The following is a 25,942-nucleotide window of genomic DNA, read 5'->3' on the forward strand; positions in this document are numbered from 1 at the left end:
GCGATCAGCCCTGCCGCGGGATGCGGGCCACCATGCGCAGGGAGGTCGTGAGCTCCTCCATCTGCAGCCAGGGCCGCATCCACGTGATGGCGTTGTAGGAGCCGGGGCGGCCGGGGATTTCCTGGACCTCGACCTTGGCCTCGCGCAGGGGATAGCGGGCCTTCATCTCCGCGCCGGCGTCGTCGTTGGCGTTGACGTAGTTGCCGATCCAGCGGTTGAGCCACTTCTCGCAGTCCTCGGCCTCCATGAAGGAGCCGATCTTGTCGCGGGCGATGACCTTCAGGTAGTGCGCGAACCGCGCGGTGGCCATGATGTAGGGCAGCCGGGACGAGATCGCGGCGTTGGACGTCGCCTCCGGGCGATCGTACTTCTCGGCCTTGTGGGTTGTCTGCGCGCCGAAGAACACGGCGTAATCGGTGTTCTTGTAGTGGCAGAGCGGCAGGAACCCGAGCTTGCCGAGTTCGGCGTCGCGCCGGTCGGTGATGCCGACCTCGGTGGGGCATTTGAGGTCGAGGTCGCCATCGTCGCTCTGGAAGACGTGCATCGGCAGGGATTCGACCTTGCCGCCGCTCTCGGCGCCGCGGATGGCGGTGGCCCAGCTGGTCTTGGCGAAGGCGTCGGTCAGGCGGGCGCCGAGGACGAACGCGGCATTCGACCAGCAATACTGCGCGTGGGTGAGGGATGTGCGCTCGCCGACGAGCCCGCCGGGCGTCTCCTCGAAATCGAACTCGTCCACCGAGCGGGTCTCGCGGCCGTAGGGCAACCGCGCGAGGACGCGCGGCATGGTCAGGGTGACGAAGCGGGAATCCGGCGAATCCCGGTAGGAGCGCCACTTGGCGTATTCCACCGTGTCGAAGATCTTCTCGAGGTCGCGCGGCCGGGCGAGATCGCGGAAATCCTCGAAGCCGAACAGCTTCGGGCTCGCGGCGGCGATGAAGGGCGCGAACGCGGCACCCGCCACGCCCGAGAGCCCCTGCAGCATCTCGATGTCCTCGAAGTGGTTCGAGAACTCGTAGTTGCCGATGAGCGCGCCGTACGGCTCGCCGCCGGGGGTGCCGAACTCGTTCTCGTAGATCGCCTTGAAGATCTGGCTCTGGTCGAACTCCGTCGCCTTGAGCAGATCCTTGCCGAGCTCGCGCTTCGAGACGTTGAGCACGCGGATCTTGAGGTTGGCCGACGTCTCGCTGTTGTGGACGAGGTATTTCAGGCCGCGCCACGATCCTTCCAGCTTGAGGAACTCGGGATCGTGCATCACTGCCGCGAGCTGGCGCGAGATCCGCGCGTCGATCTCCGCGATGGCCCGGGTCAGGGTGACGGTGAGGTTGCGGTCGAAACTCACGGTGCCCGCGAGGGCGGTCTGCGTGAGGGTGCGCAACAGGCCCTCGGTCCGGTCCGGCTCCGTCTGCTTCGTCGCCGCGATGGCCGTATCGAGCAGGCTGGTGGAGCCCGTGACCGATTCCGTGGTCGGGAGGGTGCGGGGATCGGCGGATCGCGACATCGTCAGAGAGCTCCGTCGGGGGTGTGGGTCGGCGGCGAGCCCGGTGCCTCGCGGTCGAGCTCGCCGACGAGGCGGCGCAGTTCGCCGTTGTCCTGCAGGATGCGTTCGAGCAGGAGCTCGAGATCCTCTGATCGGTCGGCCTTGGTCATGAGATCGCGCAATTCGTTGCGGGTCTCGAACAGCTTGGCCAGGGCCGGCACCTGCCTGACGATGGCGGCGGGCTCGAAATCGTCGAGCTTGTTGAAGCGCAGCTTCAGCGCCATCTGCGTTCCGTCGTCGGCGAGCGTGTTGTCGACGAGCAGGTTGAGGCCGGGCGCCATGCGCGCCATGACCTCGTCGAAATTGTCCCGGTCGATCTGGACGAACTTGCGTTCCCGGAACGGCTTGAGCGGCTCCGCCGGATTGCCGGTGAAATCACCCAGCACGCCGACGACGAAGGGAAGCTCCTTCTCAATCAGGGCGCCTTCGGTCTCGACCTCGTACTTGATATGCACGCGCGGCTTGCGCACGCGTTCGAGCTTCTCATGAATGCTTGACACGCGGACTTCTTCCTGTGCTGGAGCCGGGACGGCGATCTTGGCAGCGGGAGCGCCGCGGCGATCCGCGCGCGACGATCCGTGGCGGAGCCGAACCGGCAGGAATTTCGGACCTGGACGGCCTCACGGCACGGGCCTTTCGGCACCGGATTCGATTCCGGCCTGTCGGAGGAACTGAACCCGGCCCGCCGCATCCGGGATCAGCTCGGAGAGCAGATCGAGGAGGCTCATCCGGCCGCGCCGTACGATGGTCTCGAGGGCGTAGGAGATCGGCGAGTGCGGCTCGGCCCGGCGGAAATAGGCGGCGATCCGAAGGAGCTCGTCGAAGGCCTCGTCCCGCGTCGCGATCTCGGTCCGGACGCCCTTCGGGGCCGGGCGAGCGGCCGGCCCGTCGGGAGCGGGCGCCGGATCGGGGGCGTCCTGCAGCACCGGCACGGCCACGGTCGCGGCCGGGCCGTACCAGGATTCGCCGAGCATCCTCCGGTAGACGTCGAGGACGTCCTCCAGAACCGTGCGGATGTTGGACAATGGCGGCGCGTCGGCGCCGCAGAAGGCATCGAGGGTCGCGCTCATGCGCTGGAACGCCTCGTAGGCCGCGCGGGCCATGTCGGCATGGGCGCGCAGGGCCTCGGAGCCCGCCGCCGCCCGCGCCTCCAGGAAATCCTGGCCGGACCGGTCGGCCTCCCGCCCCGAGCGCTGCATGTGCCAGAGGGCGTTCGCGCCGTAGGCGTGGTTCGGAAGCAGCGAGATCATCCGGATCGGCTGAATCAGGACCCCGTCGCCGCCCACGCCGTTCAGTCCGGCCAGGGGAGAGAGCCGGCCCTCCGCATCGTCCTCGTCGTTCGAATGCAGGTCGGGCCAGTACCGGTCGATCAGCCCGTCGACCAGGGCGAAGCCCTGCGCCAGGCCGGCGAAGCCGTCCTGCCGGACGAGCGCCTCGGTGAGCCAGGCGGTGACCTCCAGATCCTTGCTGTGGTTCGCCAAAGCCTCGGCGGCGAGCTGACGGACCGTGGTCCAGGCCGCGGGCACCGAGGTCGGCTCACCCGACGCCTCGGCGGTGCGCTCCGCCGCGCGGGCCTGCGACCGCGCATCCTTCAACCGGAGGTACAGCGCGTCCGAACCGAGATTCGCCCTCAGATCCGAGCCGGCGGGCTCGGGTCCACTGAAACGCTCCAACAGGGTGGCGAGATCGATCGGCATCGACGCTCGATAAAGCGCATCTATCTACGATTGTACAGGCCTTGACCGCTCGCGGCAGAGTTATAATAACTGACGCCCGGGGCGTTCGGCGGACCCCGGCTCGGATCCGACTGGCCGGAGCCGCTCTAGCCTGACGACACAAGTAGAATTCGAACTCCACCTTCCCGACCAAGGCTGAACCCCAGTCGAAGACAGCGATCGCAGCGGCTTCATGGTCCGGCGCGGCGGAGCAGACGAGATCCCATGCCGACATTCGACCTTCACGTCGTGGTTGCAAGACTGGACCCGCCGCTTCGGCAGGCCCTGGAGAAGGCCGTCGGCCTCGCGGTCGCCCGCGAGCACGGTGCGGTTGAGGTCGAGCACTGGCTGCTGGCCCTCGTCGACGGGTGCCGGCCGTTCACCGATCTCTTGAGCGAACTCGACTGCCGGACCGCCTCGGTGTCGAACGAGGTCGCCCATGCACTGGATCGGATGCGCCGCAGCGGCGGCGGCGCCCCCTCCCTGTCGCAGGCGACGATCGGGTGGATCGAGGAGGCCTGGCTGACGGCCTCCCTCCGCTACGGCCGGGATACGGTCACGGCGGCCGACCTCGTCTCGGCGCTGACCACCTCGACCGCGCTCAGGGCCACGGTCCGGGACATCGCCCCGTCCCTTCGGGTCGATCCGGGCCGGGTGGCGGACATGGCCGCGGCCGTTCCGGCATCGGTCCGAGAATCGGGTGGCGCCCCGGTCGACGGCCGTTCGCCCGAGGACGCCGAGATCGAGCGCTACACGGTGGACCTCACCGCCGAAGCCCGGGCGGGCCGGATCGATCCCGTGATCGGGCGCGTGCCGGAGCTGCGCCAGGTCATCGACATCCTCCTGCGGCGGCGGCAGAACAATCCGATCCTCACGGGCGAGGCCGGGGTCGGCAAGACCGCCATCGTCGAGGCACTCGCCCTGCAGATCGCCGCCGGCGCGGTTCCGGCCCCTCTGGCGGACGTGTGCATCCGTGCCCTCGATCTCGGTCTCCTGCAGGCCGGCGCGGGCGTGAAGGGCGAGTTCGAACGCCGGCTCACGGCGGTCATCGCCGCCTGCAAGGCGGCGCCGACACCCGTCATCCTGTTCATCGACGAGGCGCACACGCTGATCGGCGCGGGCAACCAGGCCGGCGGCAGCGATGCGGCGAACCTCCTGAAGCCGGCCCTCGCCCGCGGCGAGGTCCGGTCGATCGCGGCCACCACCTGGTCCGAATACAAGCGCCACATCGAGCGGGACCCGGCCCTGACCCGCCGGTTCCAGGTGGTGAAGGTCGACGAGCCGGTCGAGGAGACCGCCGCGCGGATGCTGCGCGGTCTCGTGCCGGTCCTCGAAGCCCACCACGGGGTGACGATCCGCGACGCCGCCATCGTCGAGGCCGTGCGCCTGTCGGCCCGCTACCTGCCCGCGCGGCAGCTGCCCGACAAGGCCGTGAGCGTGCTCGACACGGCCGCCGCCGCGGTGGCGATCAGCCGTTCCTCCGACCCGGCCACCCTGCAGGATCTCGTCGCCGAGGCACGATACCTCGAGACGGAGCGGACGTCGCGGGCCCGGGACGGCGACAAGGTGGACGGGGCAAAGGGAGACGGGACCGGCGGGCCGGGATCGTCGGGGGAACTCGACGGCCGCATCGCCGCCGTGGAGGAGCGCCTCGCCGCCGTCCGCGACAGGCTCGGGCGGGAACGGGAACTGATCGCGGCGATCGAGGCCCTGGAGGCCCCCGGGGAGATCGCGCGTCCGGGCGTGTCCGAGCGGCACGCCGCCTTGACGGCCGACCTCGCGGCGCTGCAGGGCGACGCCCCCCTCGTCCACCGGGAGGTCGACCGCGAGGCCGTCGCCGCCGTGATCGCGCGGTGGACCGGGATTCCGGCCGGGCGGCTCCTGCGCGACGCGGCCCTCGCCTCGCAATCCCTCGAAGAGCGCCTCAAACGGCGGGTGACCGGGCAGGACGCCGCGCTCGCGACGATCGCGGCCGCGACGCGGACCGCCACCGCCGGCCTCGCCGATCCGCGCAAGCCGCCGGGCGTGTTCCTCATGGTCGGGACCAGCGGCGTCGGAAAGACCGAGACCGCCCTGGCGCTGGCCGAGGCGCTGCACGGCGGCGAGGCGAGCCTGACCGTCGTGAACATGTCGGAGTTCAAGGAGGAGCATAAGGTCTCCTCCCTGATCGGGGCACCGCCGGGCTACGTCGGCTACGGCGAGGGCGGCGTCCTCACCGAGGCGGTCCGGCGCCGGCCCTACGGCATCCTGCTCCTCGACGAGGTCGAGAAGGCGCACCCGAGCGTTCAGGACGTGTTCTACCAGGTCTTCGACAAGGGCTCCCTGCGCGACGGCGAGGGCCGCGACGTCGATTTCCGCAACACCACCGTGATCCTGACGGCCAATGCCGGGTCCGAGACCCTCGCCGCGCTGGCGGCCGACCCGGAGACGATGCCGGAGGGCGAAGCCCTGGTGGAGGCGATCCGGCCCGAGCTCCTGCGCCATTTCAAGCCGGCGTTCCTCGGGCGCGTGACCATCGTGCCCTACCGGCCCCTGACGCCCGAGATCCTGGCGCGGATCGCGCGGCTCCAGCTCGAGCGGGTGCGCGAGCGCGCGGCGGCCTCGCACGGGACCCGGCTGGTCTGGGACGACGGGGTCGAGGCGCGGATCGTCGCCCGCTGCCTCGCGGCGGATATCGGCGCGCGGGCCATCGAGGGCACCCTGACCCGCGAGATCCTGCCGGCTTTGTCCGACCTGATCCTCGAACACGCCCTCGACGGACGCGTGCCGCGGGAGATCGCCCTCGGCGTGGCGTCCCACGGACAGTTCACCGCCTCGGCCGACGGGGCCCCCGCCGCAACCGCCGGGGCCGCGACGCCCCTGGTCGCACCCTCGCACGGTCGCCCCCTCTAAGGCGCCGGCGAACGTTCCCGGGCGACGCCGCCCACACCGCTCCACACGAGACACAGGGCCCAAACCATGCCGATTTACCTGCAGATCGACGGAATCCAGGGCGACGCCACCCACGAGACGCACAAGCGTTGGATGGACATCGAGTCGCTGCACTGGAACGTGACGCGCAACATGAACACCTTCGCGGGCTCCGCCTCGAACCGCGAAGCCTCTGAGCCGACGGTGAGCGAAGTCACCCTGACCAAGGTCAGCGACAGCTCCACCACCAAGCTGTTCCAGGAGGCCTGCTCAGGCCGCAACGGCAAGACGGCGACGATCCACCTCGTCACCACCGGAAACCCCGGCGACACCTACATCGAGTTCACGCTGCACAACACGCTGATCGCCGGCTACACCGTCGGCACCACGGGCGACCGTCCGGTGGAGACCGTGACGCTGAACTTCACCAAGATGGACGTGAAGTACACGCCGTTCGACGACAAGAACGCGCAGCAATCACCCATGATCGCCTCCTACGACCTCGCCACCGCCCGCTCGTCCTAACGGGCCGCGGCCACACCCGCATCGGAACCGGGCCGCGCCAGCGTGCGGCTCGGGTGGATCGAGATCCGGCCTTCGCCCGCCCCGTGGCGCGGCGGCGGACCAACACGGGGAACCCGATGAAGCCTGTCCGCTACGTGCTGAAGGCGGGCGACACGCTCTGGCGTGTCGCCGAGGCGCATTACGGCGATCCCGCCCGCTGGCCCGATCTCTACGCGTTCAACAATCGCCCGGACATCCTGGCGATGACCGAGCGGCCCCTCGTCAACCCGGACCGGCTGGTTCCGGGCCAGGCCATCTTCCTGCCCGCCAGCCGGGAGCGTGCGACGCAGCGGAGGGCGCCCGCCAGCCAGGCGACGCGCTCGCCGGGGGTGCGCGGCGGGGGGAGCGCGGCCGGGCCGATCGCCGACGGCCTGGCCCGGAACGTGGCAGCGGAGACCCTGGTCAACGATTTCGCACACGGCTTCCACCTCGCGGACGAGCGCCTCGCGGTGCGGGGCGAGGCGTTCGGCGCCACGCTCCGGATCAGCGGCGCCATCGCGCTGCAGCGCAACGGCCCTGTCCCGCTGGTGAACTACAGCCTTCGCAGCGCCGAGACGCAGGCGCGGACCCAGTCGGCGATGCTGCTGGGGCGGCTCCTGGCCGCGCACGGCACCCGGCTGGGCTGGAACGCCGGCGCCGCCCGGGTGCGCTACCACGCGCCGCTGCTCGATCTGGCGTCCGTCGCAGCCCCCGAGGCCCGGCTGACACCGGGCGTGACCGCCCGCGGCGAGCCGGTGCTGACGGCGGAGATTACCCTGCCGGACTTCGCGGGCCGCATCGCCAACCACACCTTCGTGGGTCAGGGCGTCACCCTCGCGGTGGAGTTGCGGGCGACGCGGAGCGCCACGGCGGGCGCGGCCGCCCCGACGGGCGCGCGCGGCGACGATCCGTCGACCTGGACCTGGGCGAGCGCCTCGCCGAGCGCGGGGGTGATGCTCGTCGGAACCATCCTGTCGGAGGCGTGCGTGACCCCGGGCGGCGGCCTCACCGACATCGTGACCATGCTCGGGTCGTCCGTGGCCGGGCGCAGCCTGCCCGCCGGTTTCGCCGCTGCGGCCCTGCCGCGCACGCCGGTGCGGATCGGCGGCTGATCCGGCCGCGCGGCGGTGCGGGCGAACGACGGCCTCACCCGCCCACGATCTGCCCGGCCCGGTAGGGGGTGAACCAGCCCAGGCCCGCCTCGGTGCCGGCGGCGGGGTTGTACTCGCAGCCGACGAAACCGGCGTAGCCGAGGCGGTCGAGTTCGGCGAACAGGAACGCGTCGTTCATCTCGCCGGTGCCGGGCTCGTTGCGGGCGGGCACGCTCGCGGTCTGGACGTGGCCGACCAGCGGCAGGAGGGCGCGCAGGCGGGTGGTCACGTCGCCGTGCAGGATCTGGCAATGGTAGAGGTCGAACTGGAGCCGGAGGTTCGGCAGGGCGAGGTCGCGGATGAGATCGGCCGCCGCCCCGAAATCAGCGAGGAAGTACCCCGGCATGTTGCGGGGATTGATCGGCTCCAGCACGAGGTCGAGCCCCGCGCGGGCGAGCCGTTCGGCGGTCCATGCCACGGCCCGGCGATAGGCGTCCCGCGCCGCCGGGTCGCGCGGGTCGGCGAGGCCCGCCATTAGGTGCAGCCGGGCGACGCCCGTGGCGGCGGCGTAGGGCAAGGCCGTCTCGACGCCGGCCTGGAGCTCCGCGAATCGGTCGGCCAAGGCCGCGAGGCCGCGCTCGCCCGCGTCCCAATCGCCCGGCGGCAGGTTGAACAGGGCCAGGGTCAGGCCGTGCCGGGCGAGGCGTTCGGCGATCGCCTCCGGCGGATGGCCATACGGAAACAGGCACTCCACCGCCGTGAAGCCGGCCTGCGCCGCCGCGGCGAACCGGTCGAGGAACGGCACCTCGGTGAACATCAGGGTGAGGTTGGCGGCAAAGCGCGGCATGGGTCCTGGCACTCCCGGGCATTCGAAGAGGGCGTTCGCAACCGGCCGGCCGCGTGCCCGCACATTGCCCTTGGCGAGTCGGCAGGTTAGCCCGGCAGCGTACAGATCCGAAACGGTCCGCGCTTCGGGCTCGGGCCGGAGAAGCGGGATCCGGCGGCATGGCGCAACTCACCGACAGCAGCCTCGTGGGTCGCGGACGATCCCTCGCCCTGTCCCTCGACGAGGCCGTGGCCCGCGTCGCCGCCCTCCCCGTGCGCGCCGGCATCGAGAGCGTGAGCCTCGGCGAGGCCGACGGCCGGGTGGCGGCGCACGCGCTCACCGCCCGCCGCGACGTGCCGCCCTTCGACAATTCCGCCGTCGACGGCTACGCCGTGCGGGCCGTCGACCTCGCCGCCACGGGCGAGACCCGCCTGCCCGTGCGGGGCCGCATCGCCGCCGGGCAGACCGGCATTGCCCTCCCCGGCACCGCCATCCGCATCTTCACCGGCGCGCCGATGCCGGAGGGCACCGACACGGTGTTCATGCAGGAGGATGTCCGCCGCACCGGTGACGAGATCGTGCTGCCGGCCGGTCTGGCACCGGGAGCCAATTGCCGCCGGAAAGGCGAAGATGTCGGCACGGGCCAGCGCATCGTCGCCGCGGGCCACCGCCTGACCCCGGCCGACATCGCCCTCGCGGTCGCCGCCGGCCACGGCCGGCTCGACGTGCGCCGGCGCCTCCTGGTGGGGCTGTTCTCCACGGGCGACGAACTCGCCGAGCCCGGGGCCGCCCTCGAGGCCGGCGCGATCCACGATTCCAACCGGCCGATGCTCGCCGCCCTGCTGCGCCGCCTCGGCGCCGACGTGCGCGATCTCGGTATTTTGCGCGACCGGCCCGAGACCCTCGGCGCGCGCCTCGCGGCGGAAGCCGGCCGGCACGATTGTCTCATCACCACCGGCGGGGTCTCCGTCGGCGAGGAGGATCACGTCCGCCCCGCAATCGAGGCCGTCGGGCGGCTCGATTTCTGGCGCCTCGCCATCAAACCCGGGCGCCCCGTCGCCATGGGGGACATCGCCGGAACGCCGTTCGTCGGCCTGCCGGGCAATCCCGTGGCCGCCTACGTCACCCTCCTCTTCGTGGTGCGTCCCCTCCTCGCCCGCCTCGGCGGCTGGGACTCGCCCCCGCCCCTGGCGGTCGCGGCCCGCGCCGCCTTCGACCACACCAAGAAGGCCGGCCGGCGCGAAATCCTCCGCGTCGGCCTGCGCCGAACCGACGACGGTACCCTCGAGGCGGTCCGGCCCGCGGGCGCGGCGGCGGGCGGTTTGTTGTCCCTCGCGGCGAGCGACGGCCTCGCCGTCTTGTCCGAGGACCTGACCGCCGTGCGCGTGGGCGACGGGATCGCGGTCTATCCCCATACGAGCCTCGCGTGAGCTTGCCGTCGCGGGCGGCGTTGAGGGGACGACCCGCCTGGCCACGGGATCGGGTGCGGGCGCCCTCCCCCGGGAGGGCACCGGGTTCGGACACGGGCCCGCGGGCGCGCGTCGGAAGCCGCCCTCCGCCGGCGTGAGGCACGAGGGCGCTCACTCTCTTGTAAGGCGTGGCGGCCCGCGTCATCCGCGCGAGGAACCGAGTCCACAGCCCGTGTGGCGTCAGGCTGACAACCGGGGTGGACGAGGTCCCCGTCGGGCCGAGGCTGGCGAAGCGCCCGGACCGTCGACGCCGTCCCGGACGTTCGACGGGTCTCGGACACGTCAGAAATCCGCTGGGGTGAGGGCTGCGTCGCGCCGAGAAGTGTGAATCCGCGAGCCGCGACGGTAAGGGAGCACTGGCGCGACGGCACGCGAGTAGGCACTTCACATGGGGACGGTACGAGACCGGGCTCATTTCCCCCGTTCGGGCGCACGCCCGGAACGGCATCCGCTTCCGCCAGACGACGCCCCATAAGGTTTCGATGATCACCCTCGACACGCCCTTCCTCGTCTCGGTGCTGCAGATCGTGTGGATCGACCTGCTGCTCTCCGGCGACAACGCCGTGGTCATCGCCCTGGCGTGCCGGGCCCTGCCGCCGCGCCAGCGCCGCATCGGCATGCTGCTCGGTGCCGGAACGGCGGTCGCCCTGCGCATCGTCTTCGCCCTGGCGATCACCTGGCTCCTTGCGGTGCCGCTCCTGCGCGTGGTCGGCGGCGTGCTGCTGGTCTGGATCGCCGTGAAGCTGGCGCTCGGCGAGGACGAGGATGCCCACACGGTGGACGAGAGCACCTCCCTGTGGCGGGCGGTTCGGACCATCGCCATCGCGGATGCGGTGATGAGCCTCGACAACGTCGTCGCCATCGCGGCCGCCGCCAAGGGGCATGTGGAGCTGTTCGTGTTCGGGCTGCTGCTGTCGATTCCCCTCATCGTCATGGGCGCCACCCTCATCAGCCGCCTTCTCCAGAAGTATCCCGCCATCGTCTGGGCCGGCGCGGGCCTGCTCGGCTGGATCGCCGGCGAGATGATCGCCACCGACCCCTTCGTGGTCGAGCGGATCGCCGCGGTGCCGCATGCCGCGACCTGGGCGGCCGCGGCCTGCGCCGCCTTCGTCATCGGCGTCGCCGCCCTCCTCACGCGGCGCCGGACCCAGGCTGCCGACGCGGTGCAGCGTGGCTGAAGACCGCTCTGGCACGCCCCATCGTCCGCGCCTCTCCGCCGCCGCATGGGCGGCGGGCTCCGCTGCCCTCGCCATCCTGTTGCTCGGCGGCTGGCAGTTCGCCCGAACGGCCGAGATCGAGCGGGCGGTGGTCGATGTCGCCGGATTCGACTTCGCGCTGGCCGGTGGCTTCGTCCCGTCCCTGATCGTCGGCCTGTCGGTGGCGGCCCTCCTCGGCCTCGCCATCGCGGCCGAACGCCGTACCCGGCGGCTCAAGGCCGAGGCGGACGCGGCCGAGGCCCGCTTCCTCGACGCCTTCGAGGCGGCGCCGGATCTCCAGCTCCTCGTCTCGGTCGCCGCCGATGGCGGGTCGACCCTCATCCGGGCGAACGCAGCCGCGCGCCGCCGCCTCGCGCAGCCCGGAGATCAAGCCTCCCCGGCAAGCTTGGCCTCCCCGGAAAGCTTGGCCTGCCCGGAAAACCTGCCCTTCACGGACGTGTTCTCACGCGATGACGCCGAGGCCATGCGGCCCCACCTCGAACGCGCGGTCGCCACCGGCCTGCCGGTGCGGAGGGAGGGTGGGAGCCTGCGCCTCGGTGGCCTCGACAGCACGGATGCCCTCTACGTTCCCCTCCGGGGGGCGAAGGGCGCCGCGCTCGTCTGCATCACCCTGCGCGACACCACGCGGCTGAAGGCCGCCGAGGCGGAGGCGCACGCCGCGACCCACCTTCTCGGCATGGCCGAGGAGGTCGCCCATGTCGGCCACTGGCTCATCGGCCTGCCCGGCTTCGCGCTGACCTGGTCGGAGGAGGTGTTCCGCATCCACGGCGTCGACCCGGCGACCTTCGTGCCGACCCTGGCGGCGGCGATCCAGGCCTACCATCCCGACGACCGGGCGCGCGTGGAGGCCTGCATCGCCGCCGCGATCCGCGACCGGGCCGGCTTCGAGATCCGCCTGCGCATCGTCCGGCCGGACGGCGACGTGCGCGAGGTGTTCGCCCGCGGGGTCTATCAGGTGACCGATGCGGGCGGCGCCGAGGCGACCCATGCGCTGTTCGGGGTGTTCGCCGACCTCACCGACCGCAAGCAGGTGGAGCGGGCGCTGGCCGACAAGTCCGAACTCCTCGAAGCGACCCTGGAGGGCATCGATCAGGGCCTGATGGTGATCGCCGCCGACGGCACCGTGCCCATGGCCAACCACCGCGCCCTGGAGATCCTGCGCCTGCCCCCCGAGATGATCGCCAGGCGCCCGGATTACCGGGCCGTGCGCCGGCATTGCCGCGCCACGGGCGCTTGGGGCGTCCTGATCCAGGACCCGGCCCACTGGCACCTCGACGGCGAGCGGCGCACCACGGACCTGCGCTCCGAGCGGCGTCGCGTCGACGGTAGCGTCATCGAGATCCGCTCCCTGCCGATCCTCGGCGGCAAGGGCTACGTCCAGACCCTCACGGACGTCACCGAGCGGCGCCTCGCCGAGGACCGCCTGCGCGACAGCGAGGCGCGCTACCGGCTGCTCGCCGACCACGCCTCGGACCTCATCCTCCTCGAAGACCCGAGCGGGCGCCACCTCTACATCTCGCCCGCCGTCACGCCGATGCTCGGCTACACCGTCGACGAGGCCAACGAGGCGGGCCTGCGCACCCTCGTCCACCCGGAGGACATCGCCAACCTGTCGGCGACCCTGCACGCCCTGTCGTCGGCGCGCCCCACGGGCTCGGCGGTCTATCGCCTGCGCCACAAGGACGGGTCGGACATCTGGGTCGAGGCCGCGTTCCGGCGCATCGAGGAGCACGGCGTCCAGATCATCCACGCCATCCGGGACGTGACCGAGCGCCAGCGCCAGGAAGCCGACCTGGAGCGCGCCAAGGTGGCGGCGGAAGCCGGTGCGCGGGTGAAGGCCGAGTTCCTCGCCAACATGAGCCACGAGCTGCGCACGCCGCTCACCGGCATGCTGGGCGTCCACGATCTGCTCATGGGCGAGGCGACCTTGAGCGTCTCGCAGACCCGCCTCCTCGGCCTCGCCCAGGAATCGGGCCGCTCGCTGCTGACCATCGTCAACGACATCCTCGACTTCTCGAAGATCGAGGCCGGGCAGCTCACCGTCGAATCCCTGCCCTTCGGCCTGCGCGCCCTCCTGGAGGCGTGCCGCGAACTTTCCGTCGAGGCGGTGCGGGGCCGGTCCGTGGCGATCTCCGTCGAGGTTCCCCCCGGGATGCCCGACTGGTTCATCGGCGACCCGACGCGCCTGCGGCAGGTGGTGCTGAACCTCGCCACCAACGCCATCAAGTTCACCCCGGACGGCAGCGTCACCCTGCGGGCGCGCCACAGCGGTACCGGCGCCGTGCCCCTCGTCACCATCGAGGTGGTCGACACCGGCATCGGCATCGCGGCCGACGCCCTCCCCCACCTGTTCGAGCGCTTCTCGCAGGCCGACGGCTCGATCTCGCGGCAATACGGCGGCACCGGCCTCGGCCTCGCCATCAGCCGCCGCCTCGTGCGCCTCATGCGCGGCGAGATCGGCGCCACCAGCCGGGTGGGCGAGGGCTCGACGTTCTGGTTCACGGTGCCCCTGCCCCTGGCGCAGGCGGCCGATGCCGGAACCGGGCGGACGGCGCTGACGGCCCCGGCGCCCCTGGCGCGGCGGCTGCTGCTGGCGGAAGACAACCCCATCAACCAGGAGATCATCGGCACGGTACTGCGCCAGAAGGGCCACGCCGTGACCGTGGTGGGCGACGGCGAGCGGGCGGTGAGCGCGGTGGCGACGGAGCCGCCCTTCGACCTCGTGCTCATGGACGTGCAGATGCCCGGCCAGGACGGTCTGGCGGCGACGCGGGCGATCCGCCGGGCGGAGGCCGACGAGGGCCGCGCGCGGCTGCCCATCGTGGCGCTCACCGCCAACGCCATGGCGGAGGAGATCGCCCGCTGCCGGGCGGCCGGCATGGATGCCCACGTGGCCAAACCCGTGGACTGGGCCCTGCTGTTCTCCGCCATCGACGGGCTGCTGTCGCAGCGCGCATCCGGGCCGGACGCGCGCCCGTAAAGGGCCCTACCCTTCGAGCACGCCCCAGGACGGCTTCCACACGGCGCGGGGGTCGATCACCACGATCTCGAGGCCCCCCTCGTTGGCCACATGCACGGCGATGCCGAAGGCCTCGGCCACGGGGAGCGGCCCGGTGGTGCTGAACAGCCGGCCGTCGGCGAGCTTGACCTCGCCCGTCACGTCGCCGCCCTTCTGGTCGAGGCATAGGGTGACAGCGCTCGCCACGGGGGCCTCGACGCGCCGGAAGGGTTTTGCCATCGCGGGCTGCTCCTGCTGAGTGAACGCAAAAAGGGCGGCTGTGACGCCGCCCTCTTTGTAGGATCGATATGGGCCGATCAGCGCTTCGAGAACTGGAAGCTGCGGCGGGCCTTCTTGCGGCCGTACTTCTTGCGCTCGACCACGCGGCTGTCGCGGGTGAGGAAGCCCTCGCGCTTGAGCGGCGAGCGCAGCTCGGGCTCGTAGTAGGTCAGGGCCTTGGACAGGCCGTGGCGCACGGCGCCGGCCTGACCCGAGAGACCGCCGCCATGCACCGTGACGGTGATGTCGTACTGGTCGACCCGGTTGGCGATGGTGAGGGGCTGGCGCAGGATCATGCGCAGCACCGGACGGGCGAAGTACACCTCGACGGCGCGGCCGTTGACCACGACGGTGCCGTTGCCGGGCTTGATCCAGACGCGGGCGACCGCGTCCTTGCGCTTGCCGGTGGCGTAGGCGCGGCCCTGCGCGTCGAGCTTCTGCACGTGGACCGGGGCGGCGTCCTCGGGGTTCTCGACGTTGCCGCGGGTGAGGTCGGAGAGGGACTGAAGGGTCGCCATGATCAAGCGCTCACGTTCTTGCGGTTGAGGCTGCCGACGTCGAGCGCCTGCGGCTGCTGGGCGGTGTGGGGATGCTCGGTGCCCTTGTAGACCCGGAGGTTGCCCATGATCTCGCGGAACAGCGGGCCGCGCGGGAGCATGCGCTCCACGGCCTTCTCCACCACGCGCTCGGGGAACCGGCCGTCGAGGATGAACTTCGCCGTCCGCTCCTTGATGCCGCCCGGGTAACCGGTGTGGTGGTAGTACACCTTCTGCTCGCGCTTGCGGCCGGTGAACTTCACCTTCTCGGCGTTGATGACGATGACGTTGTCGCCGCAATCGACGTGGGGCGTGTACGAAGCCTTGTGCTTGCCACGCAGGCGCATCGCGATGATGGAGGCGAGCCGGCCGACGACCAGGCCCTCCGCATCGACGATGATCCACTTCTTGTCGACATCGGCGGGCTTCAGCGAAAAGGTCTTTTGCGCGCTGCTCATCCCGTGACGTTCCAGTCTGATCTTGAAAAGGGTGCGCCGCCGCGTTCGGGACGCGACGGCGTTGGCACGGTCTCTAGGGGGTGACGGCGGGCGCGTCAAGCCCGGATGCGGTTTTGGACTGCGAAATGGCGAAAACCACAGTGTTCTGAGCAGGTTCGATCAAGTGGTATTCTGATACCGCAACTCTCTCCCGGCCCCTCTCGTAGGAGGCGCCGCGGTTCCAGCGGGGAATGCCCGAACCATCGTCCCCTTGGGAGAACGGCTCCGCGCCTCACCGCTCCGGCGGGATCGAATACGTCCCCGTGGCGTGGCAGACGAGGTCCTGCGAATCGGGGGCCGTGATCGCCACCTCGCCCACCGCGAGCCGGCGCCCGAGCTTGAGCAGGCGCGCCTCGGCCACCAGCCCGTTCGGGCCGGGCTTTCGCAAGAAGTTGAAGTTGAGGCTCGTGGTGACGGCCAGCGCCACGGGGCCGATGTTGGCCAGGATCGCCGCATAGAGGGCGTAATCGGCCAGCGCCATCATGGACGGACCCGAGACCGTGCCGCCGGGGCGCAGGTGCCGCTCGTGATGGTCCATCCGCATCGTCGCGCGCAAGGGGCCGACGCCGACGAGATGATAGGTCCGCCCGCCCGCCGCCATCTGGGGAAACGCCGCGTCGAGGAACGCCACGGTCTCGGGCAGGGATAAAGCAAGATCGGGGGCGTCGGACATGCGGGCGGGTCTCCGTTCCACCTTGCAGCATGACGGGGCATGCCCGACAAGATGGCGGCATGTCCGATCACGATGCCTACGACCCCGCCCTGATCCGCCGGATCCTCACGGAGACCCGGACCATCGCCCTCGTCGGCGCCTCGGCCAATCCCGCCCGGCCGAGCCACCACGTGATGGCGTTCCTGCTCGGGCGCGGGTTTCACGTCACCCCGATCAATCCCGGGCTCAGCGGCCGGACGCTCTTGGGCCAGCCCGTCCTCGCCCGCCTCGCCGACCTGCCCGCCCCCGTCGACATGGTGGAGATCTTTCGCAGTTCCGACGCGGCCGGCGGCGTGGTGGACGAAGCCCTCGCCCTCCCCTGGCTGCCGCGCTTTGTCTGGATGCAGGTCGGGGTGCGGGATGACGCCGCCGCCGCGCGGGCGGAGGCGAAGGGGGTTGTGGTGGTGATGGATCGGTGTCCGAAGATTGAGATGTTTCGGTAGGCTAGTGGTAACGGTTGAGCGCAGTTGATAAATGAAAAACTCTATTGATTATATTGATGTGATGACGCCACGAAGCTTCGAAATCCTACAAATACCAGATGGAATCGGCCTTCCTAGTCCGAAACTCACGGTCCAAGAAAAACGTACAGCCTTGTATCCGTACTATGCTGCTTTCTCCGGTGCGTTTGTAAAATCACTGCTAGAACACATTGGGGCACAACCAGGATGTTCGATTTTGGACCCGTGGAATGGATCCGGAACAACAACAGCTGTTGCGTCTTCTAACCGCCTTCGGGCAACAGGAATCGATCTGAATCCTGCGCTCAATCATGTAGCAATTACACGGTCTTCTAGAGCCGCTTCGATAAATTTAGTTAACTCAATAGTCGAACGTCGCTTATCCAAAGCTTTAGCTGCAATGCAGTTAGATCCGCGTTGCGGGTTCCATCCGATCAGCACATTCCATGACACGCTACAGCAGGATGAGCCGACGTACGACGAAAACTATGACGAAGTAGACTCGGCTATATATACATTAATATTTAAATCTATCCGTAGACTTTCGGCTATAAGAAAACTTTCAAATCCGACATGGTTCAAGATAGCAAAGGACATTCATGTTAGCAGCGAAGATTTTGAGTTAAATTTCAGAAAATCGTTTCAAGAACTTATTATACTAAATGAAAGGCAACCGAATACTTCTAACCCTCGCCCAACCATTCTAACTGACAACTTCCAGCAGACGATACATAAATTCGGTGAAAAGTTCGACTATGTTGTCACATCGCCTCCCTATCTAACAAGGATTGACTACGTCAAGGCGACACTTCCAGAGTTAACTTATCTCGACATTCGCAACGAAGTAAACATTGATAAGATACGCTCGGAAATGATAGGAACACCGATCACCAAAGGAGTTGCGACTCGCTTGCAAGATGGCTCCGGTTCACGGGTCGAAAACCTGATGGCTGCAATAGAAGGTCATCCATCCAAGGCATCTTCGACCTATTATAAGTATTTTTATCAAAAATATTTTTTTAATTTACATGCTTCCCTCAAGAGTATTTCCGAATGCTTAAAGCCTGGGGGAATAGCTGCGATTATCGTCCAAACATCACATTACAAAGAAATTTTTATTGACCTTCCGGGAATCGTGTCTGAAATGGCTGCCAATCTTGGTATGGACCTGACCGAACAAATTGACTTTAACCAAAAACGTTCAATGCTATCTGTGAACAGGCGATCTTTCAGTTCTCACAACAAGCTAAAGATTGTAGAGTCGGTTGTGATCTTTAGGAAAAATAGATGAAGGCATCCTCCGCTCCTGTTGCCGTAGGCGACTACTGCTCAGCAATGATTGACCAGAAAATTACAGTGAACCGTGAGTATCAGAGGAGCCCTCAGGTCTGGCGGGGCGAGGCACGCTCCTTTTTTGTGGAAACAATACTGCTAGGGTATCCAATACCAAAATTATTTCTGTACTCAAAACTTGATTTGAGAACAAGAACGACAATCAAGGATATTGTAGATGGCCAGCAAAGAAGTATGGCCCTTTTGGATTTTTACAATAATAAATTCCGACTGTCCAAAAATATCGATACGGAAGAACTGAAAGGAAAAAACTATAACCAACTAGATGATGAGTGGAAAGAAGCTTTTCTGACTTATTCGCTTCCAATTGACCAGTTCGCAGGCGTCTCTGAGTCGGAAGTGCGCCAGGCATTCCGAAGGATGAACTCAAACAATGTCCCGTTGAATGATGAAGAAAAGAGAAATGCTCGTTATCAAGGCGAATTCAAATGGATGATTCATTCGCTTGCCACAGAATATAAAGATGCTTTTTTTCGCGCTGGATTGTTATCGAGGCGCGATTTAATCAGAATGGCAGATTACAAGTTCATAACTGATATTGCCTTCGCTATAAACAACGGAATACATACAACTAAGTCAAAAGAACTTGATAGCATTTACGCTAAATATGACAAGGATTTCCCTTTTCAAGATCACATCTACAGTACAATAAAGTTGGGCCTTGATGCCCTTCTGTCGCTAGTTGAGTATTATGGTACCGATTTTTTCAAGGCTCACGTTGCGTACGCTATTGTATTAGCTGCGATTGCTCTAAATCAGGGCGACGGACCGGTCCTTCAAAGCATTGCCGGTTTTCACCCTGATCAGTATCATGACATTGAGGTTCTCAGGCTGCCCGATCTCATTTCGCTTTTAGCAGCAGAATACGATGATTCACTCACGCATCCTTTCTATGTCGCGTGCTCGCAAAAAACGAATGTCAAAGAACCGAGGTGTATTCGCACTGCGTATTTCTTCAACGCATTAAGGTTGCGGCAAAATGAGGCCAACGATTAATTTTCTCTATTTACACAAATCAGCGAGAAGAAGACTTCGTTATCTCAACAATACCTATGCTTCCCGCTCCTCACTTGGTTCAGCTCAACAAAATGCGTTGTTGAGTTTTTGTGTAGTCGAACTAGATAACATAATTATAAATCTCCATCGGGAATTCCTTGTCTCTGCCCTTTCTACCAAATGTGTGACATGCGGTGGCGCTCAAGTAACTCATAATCAATCACTTGCTAGTTCAGACGAAGCGATGCTGTACGTCATGAGCGTACTAGAACCGAATCGTTTCAAAAAAAATTACAAGAGCACGGTTGTTCTATCCCGCCGTGACGAAACTAAAATCAGAGACCCTCTCAAGCTTCAAACTTTGAGTATTGATTGCAGATTGTCGAATTACAACAGCATAGTAAATGCACTAAGCTTGAATTCTACTGTTTTCGCGGAAATTGCCGTCTTTCGAAACTTTTATGCGCACCGAAATTCCCAGACTGCTAAAGCTGTATTCGCTTTCTGTAGAAATCTTGGAATCGCCACCGTAGATGATGCATGGGATGCTGTTACCCTCCAACCTCCAGGTAGGCCACTGAATATTTATCAATCTTGGATTACCGATCTAAGCAATTTTGCAGAATTATTGTTAGATTAAACGAGTATCTAATCGCTCTCGTGGAGGCGATGTACATAGAGAGTCTCCTCCATCAACCACACAGCCGCAAAACTAACCCCAGCCGCCACAGCCAGATAAACCCCCACCCAACCCACACCGCCCCATTCCGAAAGCCGCTGCGCCAGATACGGCGCAGCGGACGCCCCCAGGATCCCCGCGAGGTTGTAGGTCACGGAGGCCCCGGTGTAGCGCACGCGGGTCGGGAACAGCTCCGGCAGCAGGGCCCCCATGGGGCCGAACAGCCAGCCCATGGCGAACAGGCCGAGGCACAGGAAGCCCAGCACGAGGCCGCCCTGGCCGCTGCCGAGCATCGGGCCCATGAGCAGGCCGAGGCTGGCTGTGAAGGCGAGGCCCGAGAGGAGGACGGGGCGGCGGCCGTAAGCATCGGCGGCCCAGCCCGAGAGCGGGATGCCGAGCCCCATGAACAGCACGGCCACGCACTCGAACAGCAGGAAGGTCGGTCGGGTGAAGCCGAGGGTCGAGACGCCGTAGCTGAGGGCGAACACCGTCGAGAGGTAGAACACCGCGTAGCAGGCCACCATGGCGAAGGTGCCGAGCAAGGTGGCGCGGAGGTATTTGGTGAAGATCACCGCCAGCGGCACGCGCTCGGGCGCGGCCTTCTCCAGGGCGGCCTTGAAGATCGGGGTCTCGGTGAGCTTCAACCGGACATAGAGTCCGACGCCCACGAGCGCGGCGCTCGCCAGGAACGGGATGCGCCAGCCCCAGGCCTGGAAGTCTTCGGGGCTGAGCGCCAGGGCGAGGCCCAGGAAGCCGAGATTCGCCGTGATGAAGCCGACCGGCGCTCCGAGCTGCGGGAAGATGCCGTAGAGGGCGCGGCGGCCCGGCGGGGCGTTCTCCACGGCGAGCAACGCCGCCCCGCCCCACTCGCCGCCGAACCCCAGCCCCTGGCCGAAGCGCAGGACGCAGAGCGCGAGCGGCGCCCACCACCCGGCGGTGGCATAGGTCGGCAGGCAGCCGATGAGCACCGTCGACAGGCCCATGATCATCAGCGACGCGACGAGCGTCGCCTTGCGGCCGACCCGGTCGCCGAAGTGTCCGAAGAACGCCGCACCGAGCGGCCGGGCGATGAACGCGATGGAGAACGTCGCGAACGCCGCCAGGGTCTGCACCGCCGGATCGCCGGGCGGAAAGAAGATCGGCCCGATCACCAGGGCGGCCGCCGTGGCGTAGACGTAGAAGTCGTAGAATTCGATCGCCGTGCCGACGAAGCTGGCGATGAGGATCCGCGCGGCGGAAACGGGGGGGCTGATGGGGCGCATGGCGCCGCTTTAGCGAAGCTTTCTGGGGGCGCCTAGCGCGGATTGGACGCGTGCTGCCTTACGTTTTGGCGTCAAGCGCGACCGGCTCCCTCTCCTGGAAGGTGTGGGAACCCGCGCTGTCAGTCGGCGATCAGCATAACGCGGGGCAACACGCACCCGGCCGGATCGCACCCCGAAACGATCAATCCTTCAGCGGATCGTGCCCCCAGTTCATCAGCGACAGGCGCCAGGGCGAGTCCTTCACGGCGTCCTTGTCGTCGGGGCCGCCCTGCTCGCGGTGGCGGTGGATGTAGCTGACGACCTTGCGCATGTGCGCGTAATCGTCCTCGGTGAGATCCGCCTTCTTGGTGTGCAACAGGTCGACGATGCGGCGGCCGGAGGCGTGGCCGATGGATTCGTCGCGGCCCTTCGCCTTCTGGCCGACGGATCGGCTCGCGTCGGTGTCGAGAAATTTTTCCAGGGCGGAGGCGGTCATGTTGACGGCCGCCTTGAACTCTTTCCACGTGCTCGCGTCGTCGTGCTCGGCCACCGCGCCATCTCCCGGGTTCGCTTGCCTTTGCTCCACCGATCACGCGCAGCGGGGCGGGGCGGTTCCGGGCCGTGGCCGCGTGCCCCAGGGCGCCCGCGCTTGACCTGCGGGGATCGTCCGCTACAAAGAACGCATGTTCGTTTAAGCGGAACGGGGTCAGCCCCTTTCGCTGCGGGCGGGGCCGGCGCTAGAACGGTGCCGCTGCGGGCCCACCGGCCCGAGGAGGATTTCATGACCGACCGCCTGCCCGGCTTCAACACCCTGGCGATCCACGCGGGGGCCGCCCCCGACAAGACCACGGGCGCGCGGGCGACCCCGATCTACCAGACGGCGTCGTTCGTGTTCGACGACGTCGACCACGCCGCGTCGCTGTTCGGGCTCCAGGCCTTCGGCAACATCTACTCGCGCATCACCAACCCGACCAACGCCGTGCTGGAAGAGCGCATCGCTGCGCTGGAAGGCGGCACGGCCGCGGTGGCCGTCGCCTCGGGCCACGCCGCCGAGTTCCTCACCATGAACGCCCTGATGCAGCCGGGCGACGAGTTCATCGCGGCGAACAAGCTCTACGGCGGCTCGATCAACCAGTTCAACCACGCCTACAAGAACTTCGGCTGGAACGTGGTCTGGGCCGACACCGACGACCCGTCGTCGTTCGAGCGCGCCATCACGCCCCGCACCCGGGCGATCTTCTGCGAATCCATCGCCAATCCCGGCGGCGTCGTCACGGACATCGCGGCGTTGTCCGAAATCGCCAAGCGGCACAACATTCCGCTCGTCGTCGACAACACCATGGCGACGCCGTACCTCATCCGCCCGTTCGAGCACGGCGCCGACATCGTGGTGCATTCGGCGACGAAGTTCTTGGGCGGCCACGGCAACTCCATCGGCGGCCTCGTGGTCGATGGCGGCACCTTCAACTGGGCCGGCGACGACCGCTATCCGACCCTGTCGAAGCCCCGGCCCGAATACGCCGAGATGATCCTCGCCGAGAATTTCGGAAACTTCGCCTTCGCCATCGCGATCCGGGTGCTCGGCCTGCGCGACCTCGGGCCGGCGCTGGCGCCGTTCAACGCCTTCCTCATCCTCAACGGCATCGAGACCCTGCCGCTCCGGATGCAGCGCCACTGCGACAACGCCCTGGCGATCGCCAACCACCTCGCGCACCACCCCGCCGTAGAGTGGGTGAGCTACCCGGGCCTGGAGACCGACCGCTACCATGGGCTCGCCCGGCGCTATTCGCCCCTCGGCTCCGGCGCGGTGTTCACCATCGGCCTCAAGGGCGGGTACGAGGCCGGCGTCAAACTCGTGTCGAACCTGCAGCTGTTCTCGCATCTGGCCAATATCGGCGACACCCGGTCCCTGGTGATCCACCCGGCCTCCACCACTCACCGCCAGCTCACCGACCCGCAGAAGATCACGGCCGGCGCCGGACCGGAGGTGGTGCGCCTGTCCATCGGACTCGAGGATCCGGCCGACCTCATCGAGGATCTCGATGCCGCGTTGGCCTGAGCGCGGCGCATCGGGCGCGCGCGCCGGCGCGGGCCGGGGCGTGGACCGGGCCGATCCTCGGCGCATCGGCGCCTGCGCCGGCGCACCGCGTCATACCCGCGCCGGTGAAACGATCGTGCGCCGCGCCCCGTTGTTGACGGCATGGATGACGGGGAATAGGCCCCACTCACCCCGTAGCGCGAGATCGTCCGGCTGCCGATGACGCACTCCCCTGACCTCCCTCAAGATTTGCCCGTCGTGCTCCTCGTCGAAGACGACGGCCTGCTCCTGATGGAGGCGGCCGACACGCTGGCGGATGCGGGCTTCACGGTGGTGGAGGCGAGCCACGCCGACAAGGCTTTGACGGTGTTGGAGAATCGCAGCGACGTCGGCGTGCTGATGACCGATGTCGACATGCCGCGCGGCTCCATGGACGGCTTCGCCCTCGCCCGCCTCGTGGCCCATCGCTGGCCCGACATCCCCGTCCTCGTCGTCTCCGGCATGGGCACGCCCGGGCCCCACGACATGCCGGACGGCGCCCGGTTCATCCCGAAGCCCTACGAACCCTCGACCCTCGTCCGCACCCTGCGCGCCTTCGTGCACCGGGCCGCCTAACTCCCTGACAGAATTCGAGAAAAGGCCCCATGGCCAGCGAGACCAGACCCCACCGCTTCGCCACCGCCGCCATCCATGCCGGCGCGGCGCCCGACCCCGCCACGGGCGCCCGGGTGCAGCCGATCTACTTCACCAACGGCTTCGTGTTCGAGTCGACGGAGCAGGCCGCCGACATCTTCGCCATGCGCCGGACCGGGTTCTCGTACTCGCGCGGCTCCAACCCGACGGTGGCCGCCCTCGAGCGCCGCGTCGCCGCCCTGGAGGGTGCCGCCTCCGCCGTGGCGGTCTCCTCCGGGCAGTCGGCCCTCCTGCTCATCCTGATGACGCTGATGCGCAGCGGCGATGCCTACGTCGTCTCCCCGCGCCTGTTCGGCGGCTCCCTCGGCCTCATCACCCGCCTCGACAAGCGCTACGACATGAAGGCGCAATTCGCCCAGGGTCTCACCCCGGCGGATTTCGAAGCGGCGATCACGCCCGAGACGAAGGCCATCGTCTGCGAATCCATCGTGAATCCGTGTGCCACCGTGATGGATCTGGCGGGCATCGCGGAGGTCGCGCGTCGGCATAGGCTGCCGCTCATCGTCGACAACACCCTCGCCTCCCCGGCGCTGATCCGTCCCATCGAGCATGGCGCCGACATCGTCATGCACTCGACGTCGAAGTTCCTCGGCGGCTCCGGTCAGACCATCGGCGGCGTGATCTGCGACGCCGGCACGTTCGACTGGAAGGCGGCGGGCGACCGCTACAACCTCATCGCCGAGCCGTGGGAAGATTACGACGGCCTCGTCATCACGGAGCGCTTTCCCGATTTCAGCTTCGCGGTGGCCTGTCGCCTGTTCGGCCTGCGCGAACTCGGGCCCGGCCTCTCGCCGATGAACGCTTTCCTGACGCTGACGGGCATCGAAACCCTGCCGCTGCGCATGGCGCGCCACTGTGCGAATGCCAAGGCGGTGGCGGGCTTTCTCAGGGATCATCCCGCCGTCGATTGGGTCAGCTACCCGGCCCTGCCCGGTCAAGCCGGCGAAGCGCTGGCGGCGAAGTACGTCCCGGACGGACCGGGCTCGATCTTCACCTTCGCCCTGAAGGGCGGCGAGCCCGCGGCGGTCAAGTTCATCATGGGCCTCCGGCTCATCTCGCACCTCGTCAACATCGGCGAGATCAAGTCCCTGGCCATTCATCCGGCGACGACGACGCACCGCCAGCTGCTGCCGCACGAGAAGGCCGCCGCGCTCGTTGGGCCCGAGACCGTGCGCCTCTCGATCGGCTTGGAGAACGCCGAAGATCTCATCGCCGACATCGATCAGGCACTGGCACAGGTCGGCTGAATTCGTCTCGCGGTCCGCTCCTCATCTGCGCACACCTCGTGCTCCATGGGCGACGAGGATCGCAGCCTTCTTTCCATGCTCCCGATGGTGACCGGCACCGGCAAGCGGCGCGTCAGCCTTCCGAAAGGGTGGAAGCCGAGACTGATCGAGCAATACCAGCCTACGTCCGCCAATCACCCTCGACGATGACGCCCGCCGTTGAGGGCGCGAAGGGCGCCGCGCAAAGTGCGTACGTCCTGCTCCGTCATCGCCATGCGGTGCAGCATGTCCCGCATGTTGCGGGCGATGATCTCGCGCTTCTCCGGCGGATAGAACCCGGCCGTCGCCAGGCTGTCCTCCAGGGTCCCGACGAGGGACGCCATAGCCTCGCGGGTCGCAGGCGGCGACAGCATCTCGCCCGAGAACGGCAGCTTCGCGAGCCCCGCCGCACGGCGCCATTCGTAGCCGACGAGGAGGACCCCCTGGGCGAGGTTGAGAGACGGGAACTCCTCCGTCACCGGGAACGTCACGATGGCGTCGGCGAGGGAGACTTCATCGTTGCTCAAGCCCGCCCGTTCTCGCCCGAACAGGATCCCGGTCCGCTGGCCGGCGCGGGCAGCGACGTCGCGCATGGCGTCCTCGGGCCCCACGACGCGTTTCATCTGCCCGCGCTCGCGCGCCGTCGTAGCTAGGACATAGTGAAGGTCGGCGATGGCCTCCGCGACGGTGTCGAACACCGCCGCACCATCAAGGATGTGGGTCGCGCCCGAAGCCGCCTCGCGCACACCCTTCTTCGGCCAGCCATTCTTCGGCGCAACAAGCCGGAGTTCGGACAGGCCGAAATTTGCCATGGCACGCGCGACCATGCCGATGTTCTCGGCCAGCTGCGGCTCGACGAGGACGACGACAGGCGCGCTCGGCATCG

General features: G+C 67.3%; 24 protein-coding genes. 13 read left to right on the plus strand and 11 right to left on the minus strand.

Going from position 1 to position 25,942, the window contains the following annotated elements:
- Window positions 1–4: 4 nt before the first annotated feature.
- From tssC to tssA, 3 genes are all read right to left on the minus strand, one after another.
- The gene (gene tssC / locus ASF27_RS00130) at window positions 5–1,498 is read right to left on the minus strand and encodes a type VI secretion system contractile sheath large subunit (RefSeq protein WP_056356824.1); all 1,494 of its coding nucleotides are present in this window, start codon (window positions 1,496–1,498) and stop codon (window positions 5–7) included.
- A 2-nt stretch (window positions 1,499–1,500) separates the two neighbouring features.
- The gene (tssB, locus tag ASF27_RS00135) at window positions 1,501–2,037 is read right to left on the minus strand and encodes a type VI secretion system contractile sheath small subunit (RefSeq protein ID WP_056171576.1); all 537 of its coding nucleotides are present in this window, start codon (window positions 2,035–2,037) and stop codon (window positions 1,501–1,503) included.
- Between the two features lie 120 nt (window positions 2,038–2,157).
- The gene (tssA, locus tag ASF27_RS00140) at window positions 2,158–3,234 is read right to left on the minus strand and encodes a type VI secretion system protein TssA (RefSeq protein WP_056356827.1); all 1,077 of its coding nucleotides are present in this window, start codon (window positions 3,232–3,234) and stop codon (window positions 2,158–2,160) included.
- A gap of 243 nt (window positions 3,235–3,477) precedes the next feature.
- Here tssA and tssH point away from each other — a divergent pair, with 243 nt between their 5' ends.
- From tssH to ASF27_RS00155, 3 genes are all read left to right on the plus strand, one after another.
- Entirely contained in the window at window positions 3,478–6,144 is a 2,667-nt protein-coding gene (gene tssH, locus ASF27_RS00145; protein WP_082478720.1) for a type VI secretion system ATPase TssH, read from the plus strand.
- A 66-nt stretch (window positions 6,145–6,210) separates the two neighbouring features.
- Complete coding sequence (locus ASF27_RS00150; RefSeq protein WP_056171580.1) at window positions 6,211–6,687, plus strand: type VI secretion system tube protein Hcp; 477 nt, start codon at window positions 6,211–6,213, stop codon at window positions 6,685–6,687.
- Window positions 6,688–6,803: 116 nt separating this feature from the next.
- Window positions 6,804–7,817 carry a LysM peptidoglycan-binding domain-containing protein gene (locus ASF27_RS00155; protein ID WP_056356832.1) on the plus strand — a complete coding sequence of 338 codons (1,014 nt, stop codon included), beginning with the start codon at window positions 6,804–6,806 and terminating at the stop codon, window positions 7,815–7,817.
- 34 nt (window positions 7,818–7,851) lie between these two features.
- Here ASF27_RS00155 and otnI read toward each other — a convergent pair whose 3' ends face one another.
- Window positions 7,852–8,643: a 2-oxo-tetronate isomerase gene (otnI, locus tag ASF27_RS00160; protein WP_056302575.1), complete on the minus strand. Its 792-nt coding sequence runs from the start codon at window positions 8,641–8,643 to the stop codon at window positions 7,852–7,854.
- 158 nt (window positions 8,644–8,801) lie between these two features.
- On the opposite strand from otnI, the gene glp reads away from it, so the two are divergent.
- From glp to ASF27_RS00175, 3 genes are all read left to right on the plus strand, one after another.
- A complete protein-coding gene (gene glp, locus ASF27_RS00165) occupies window positions 8,802–10,052 on the plus strand; it encodes a gephyrin-like molybdotransferase Glp (protein WP_056356837.1) in 1,251 nt (416 codons plus the stop codon).
- Window positions 10,053–10,573: 521 nt separating this feature from the next.
- A complete protein-coding gene (locus tag ASF27_RS00170; RefSeq protein WP_056172148.1) occupies window positions 10,574–11,269 on the plus strand; it encodes a TerC family protein in 696 nt (231 codons plus the stop codon).
- Window positions 11,262–14,288 (plus strand): ATP-binding protein, encoded by a 3,027-nt coding sequence (locus tag ASF27_RS00175; RefSeq protein WP_056356843.1) that lies wholly within the window; start codon window positions 11,262–11,264, stop codon window positions 14,286–14,288. Before ASF27_RS00170 ends, ASF27_RS00175 begins: the two co-directional genes overlap by 8 nt.
- Before the next feature lie 6 nt (window positions 14,289–14,294).
- Here the strand turns inward: ASF27_RS00175 and ASF27_RS00180 are convergent, their stop codons facing one another.
- From ASF27_RS00180 to ASF27_RS00195, 4 genes are all read right to left on the minus strand, one after another.
- Window positions 14,295–14,546: a hypothetical protein gene (locus ASF27_RS00180; RefSeq protein ID WP_056356846.1), complete on the minus strand. Its 252-nt coding sequence runs from the start codon at window positions 14,544–14,546 to the stop codon at window positions 14,295–14,297.
- A 77-nt stretch (window positions 14,547–14,623) separates the two neighbouring features.
- A complete protein-coding gene (gene rpsI / locus ASF27_RS00185) occupies window positions 14,624–15,103 on the minus strand; it encodes a 30S ribosomal protein S9 (protein WP_056171590.1) in 480 nt (159 codons plus the stop codon).
- 2 nt (window positions 15,104–15,105) lie between these two features.
- A complete protein-coding gene (rplM, locus tag ASF27_RS00190) occupies window positions 15,106–15,579 on the minus strand; it encodes a 50S ribosomal protein L13 (RefSeq protein ID WP_056171592.1) in 474 nt (157 codons plus the stop codon).
- A 271-nt stretch (window positions 15,580–15,850) separates the two neighbouring features.
- Window positions 15,851–16,291: a PaaI family thioesterase gene (locus ASF27_RS00195; protein ID WP_056356849.1), complete on the minus strand. Its 441-nt coding sequence runs from the start codon at window positions 16,289–16,291 to the stop codon at window positions 15,851–15,853.
- A gap of 59 nt (window positions 16,292–16,350) precedes the next feature.
- Here ASF27_RS00195 and ASF27_RS00200 point away from each other — a divergent pair, with 59 nt between their 5' ends.
- Genes ASF27_RS00200 through ASF27_RS22795 form a run of 4 tightly spaced genes read left to right on the plus strand, consistent with a single transcriptional unit; the run spans window position 16,351 to window position 19,780 of the window.
- A complete protein-coding gene (locus tag ASF27_RS00200) occupies window positions 16,351–16,773 on the plus strand; it encodes a CoA-binding protein (RefSeq protein ID WP_082478722.1) in 423 nt (140 codons plus the stop codon).
- A gap of 31 nt (window positions 16,774–16,804) precedes the next feature.
- Entirely contained in the window at window positions 16,805–18,082 is a 1,278-nt protein-coding gene (locus ASF27_RS21940) for a hypothetical protein (RefSeq protein WP_156467408.1), read from the plus strand.
- On the plus strand, window positions 18,079–19,140 hold the full coding sequence (locus ASF27_RS21305; protein WP_082478723.1) for a DUF262 domain-containing protein: 1,062 nt from the start codon (window positions 18,079–18,081) through the stop codon (window positions 19,138–19,140). The genes ASF27_RS21940 and ASF27_RS21305 overlap by 4 nt, the downstream gene beginning before the upstream one ends.
- Complete coding sequence (locus tag ASF27_RS22795; protein WP_210166256.1) at window positions 19,124–19,780, plus strand: hypothetical protein; 657 nt, start codon at window positions 19,124–19,126, stop codon at window positions 19,778–19,780. Before ASF27_RS21305 ends, ASF27_RS22795 begins: the two co-directional genes overlap by 17 nt.
- A gap of 8 nt (window positions 19,781–19,788) precedes the next feature.
- On the opposite strand, the gene ASF27_RS00205 is transcribed toward ASF27_RS22795, so the two are convergent.
- Window positions 19,789–21,072, minus strand: a complete 1,284-nt coding sequence (locus ASF27_RS00205; protein WP_056357789.1) for an MFS transporter — start codon at window positions 21,070–21,072, stop codon at window positions 19,789–19,791.
- 190 nt (window positions 21,073–21,262) lie between these two features.
- Window positions 21,263–21,610: a DUF3140 domain-containing protein gene (locus ASF27_RS00210; protein WP_056356858.1), complete on the minus strand. Its 348-nt coding sequence runs from the start codon at window positions 21,608–21,610 to the stop codon at window positions 21,263–21,265.
- A gap of 231 nt (window positions 21,611–21,841) precedes the next feature.
- Here ASF27_RS00210 and ASF27_RS00215 point away from each other — a divergent pair, with 231 nt between their 5' ends.
- The 3 genes from ASF27_RS00215 to ASF27_RS00225 all read left to right on the plus strand — a co-directional run bounded on the left by ASF27_RS00215 (window position 21,842) and on the right by ASF27_RS00225 (window position 25,038).
- Window positions 21,842–23,119: an O-acetylhomoserine aminocarboxypropyltransferase gene (locus ASF27_RS00215; RefSeq protein WP_056357792.1), complete on the plus strand. Its 1,278-nt coding sequence runs from the start codon at window positions 21,842–21,844 to the stop codon at window positions 23,117–23,119.
- A gap of 198 nt (window positions 23,120–23,317) precedes the next feature.
- Window positions 23,318–23,713, plus strand: coding sequence for a response regulator (locus tag ASF27_RS00220; RefSeq protein ID WP_056171599.1), 396 nt, complete (start codon window positions 23,318–23,320; stop codon window positions 23,711–23,713).
- A 29-nt stretch (window positions 23,714–23,742) separates the two neighbouring features.
- Complete coding sequence (locus tag ASF27_RS00225; RefSeq protein WP_056171601.1) at window positions 23,743–25,038, plus strand: aminotransferase class I/II-fold pyridoxal phosphate-dependent enzyme; 1,296 nt, start codon at window positions 23,743–23,745, stop codon at window positions 25,036–25,038.
- Window positions 25,039–25,211: 173 nt separating this feature from the next.
- On the opposite strand, the gene ASF27_RS00230 is transcribed toward ASF27_RS00225, so the two are convergent.
- A complete protein-coding gene (locus ASF27_RS00230; protein WP_056356861.1) occupies window positions 25,212–25,940 on the minus strand; it encodes an RNA methyltransferase in 729 nt (242 codons plus the stop codon).
- Between the last annotated feature and the right edge of the window lie 2 nt (window positions 25,941–25,942).

Source organism: Methylobacterium sp. Leaf102, assembly GCF_001422425.1.
GTDB lineage: Bacteria > Pseudomonadota > Alphaproteobacteria > Rhizobiales > Beijerinckiaceae > Methylobacterium.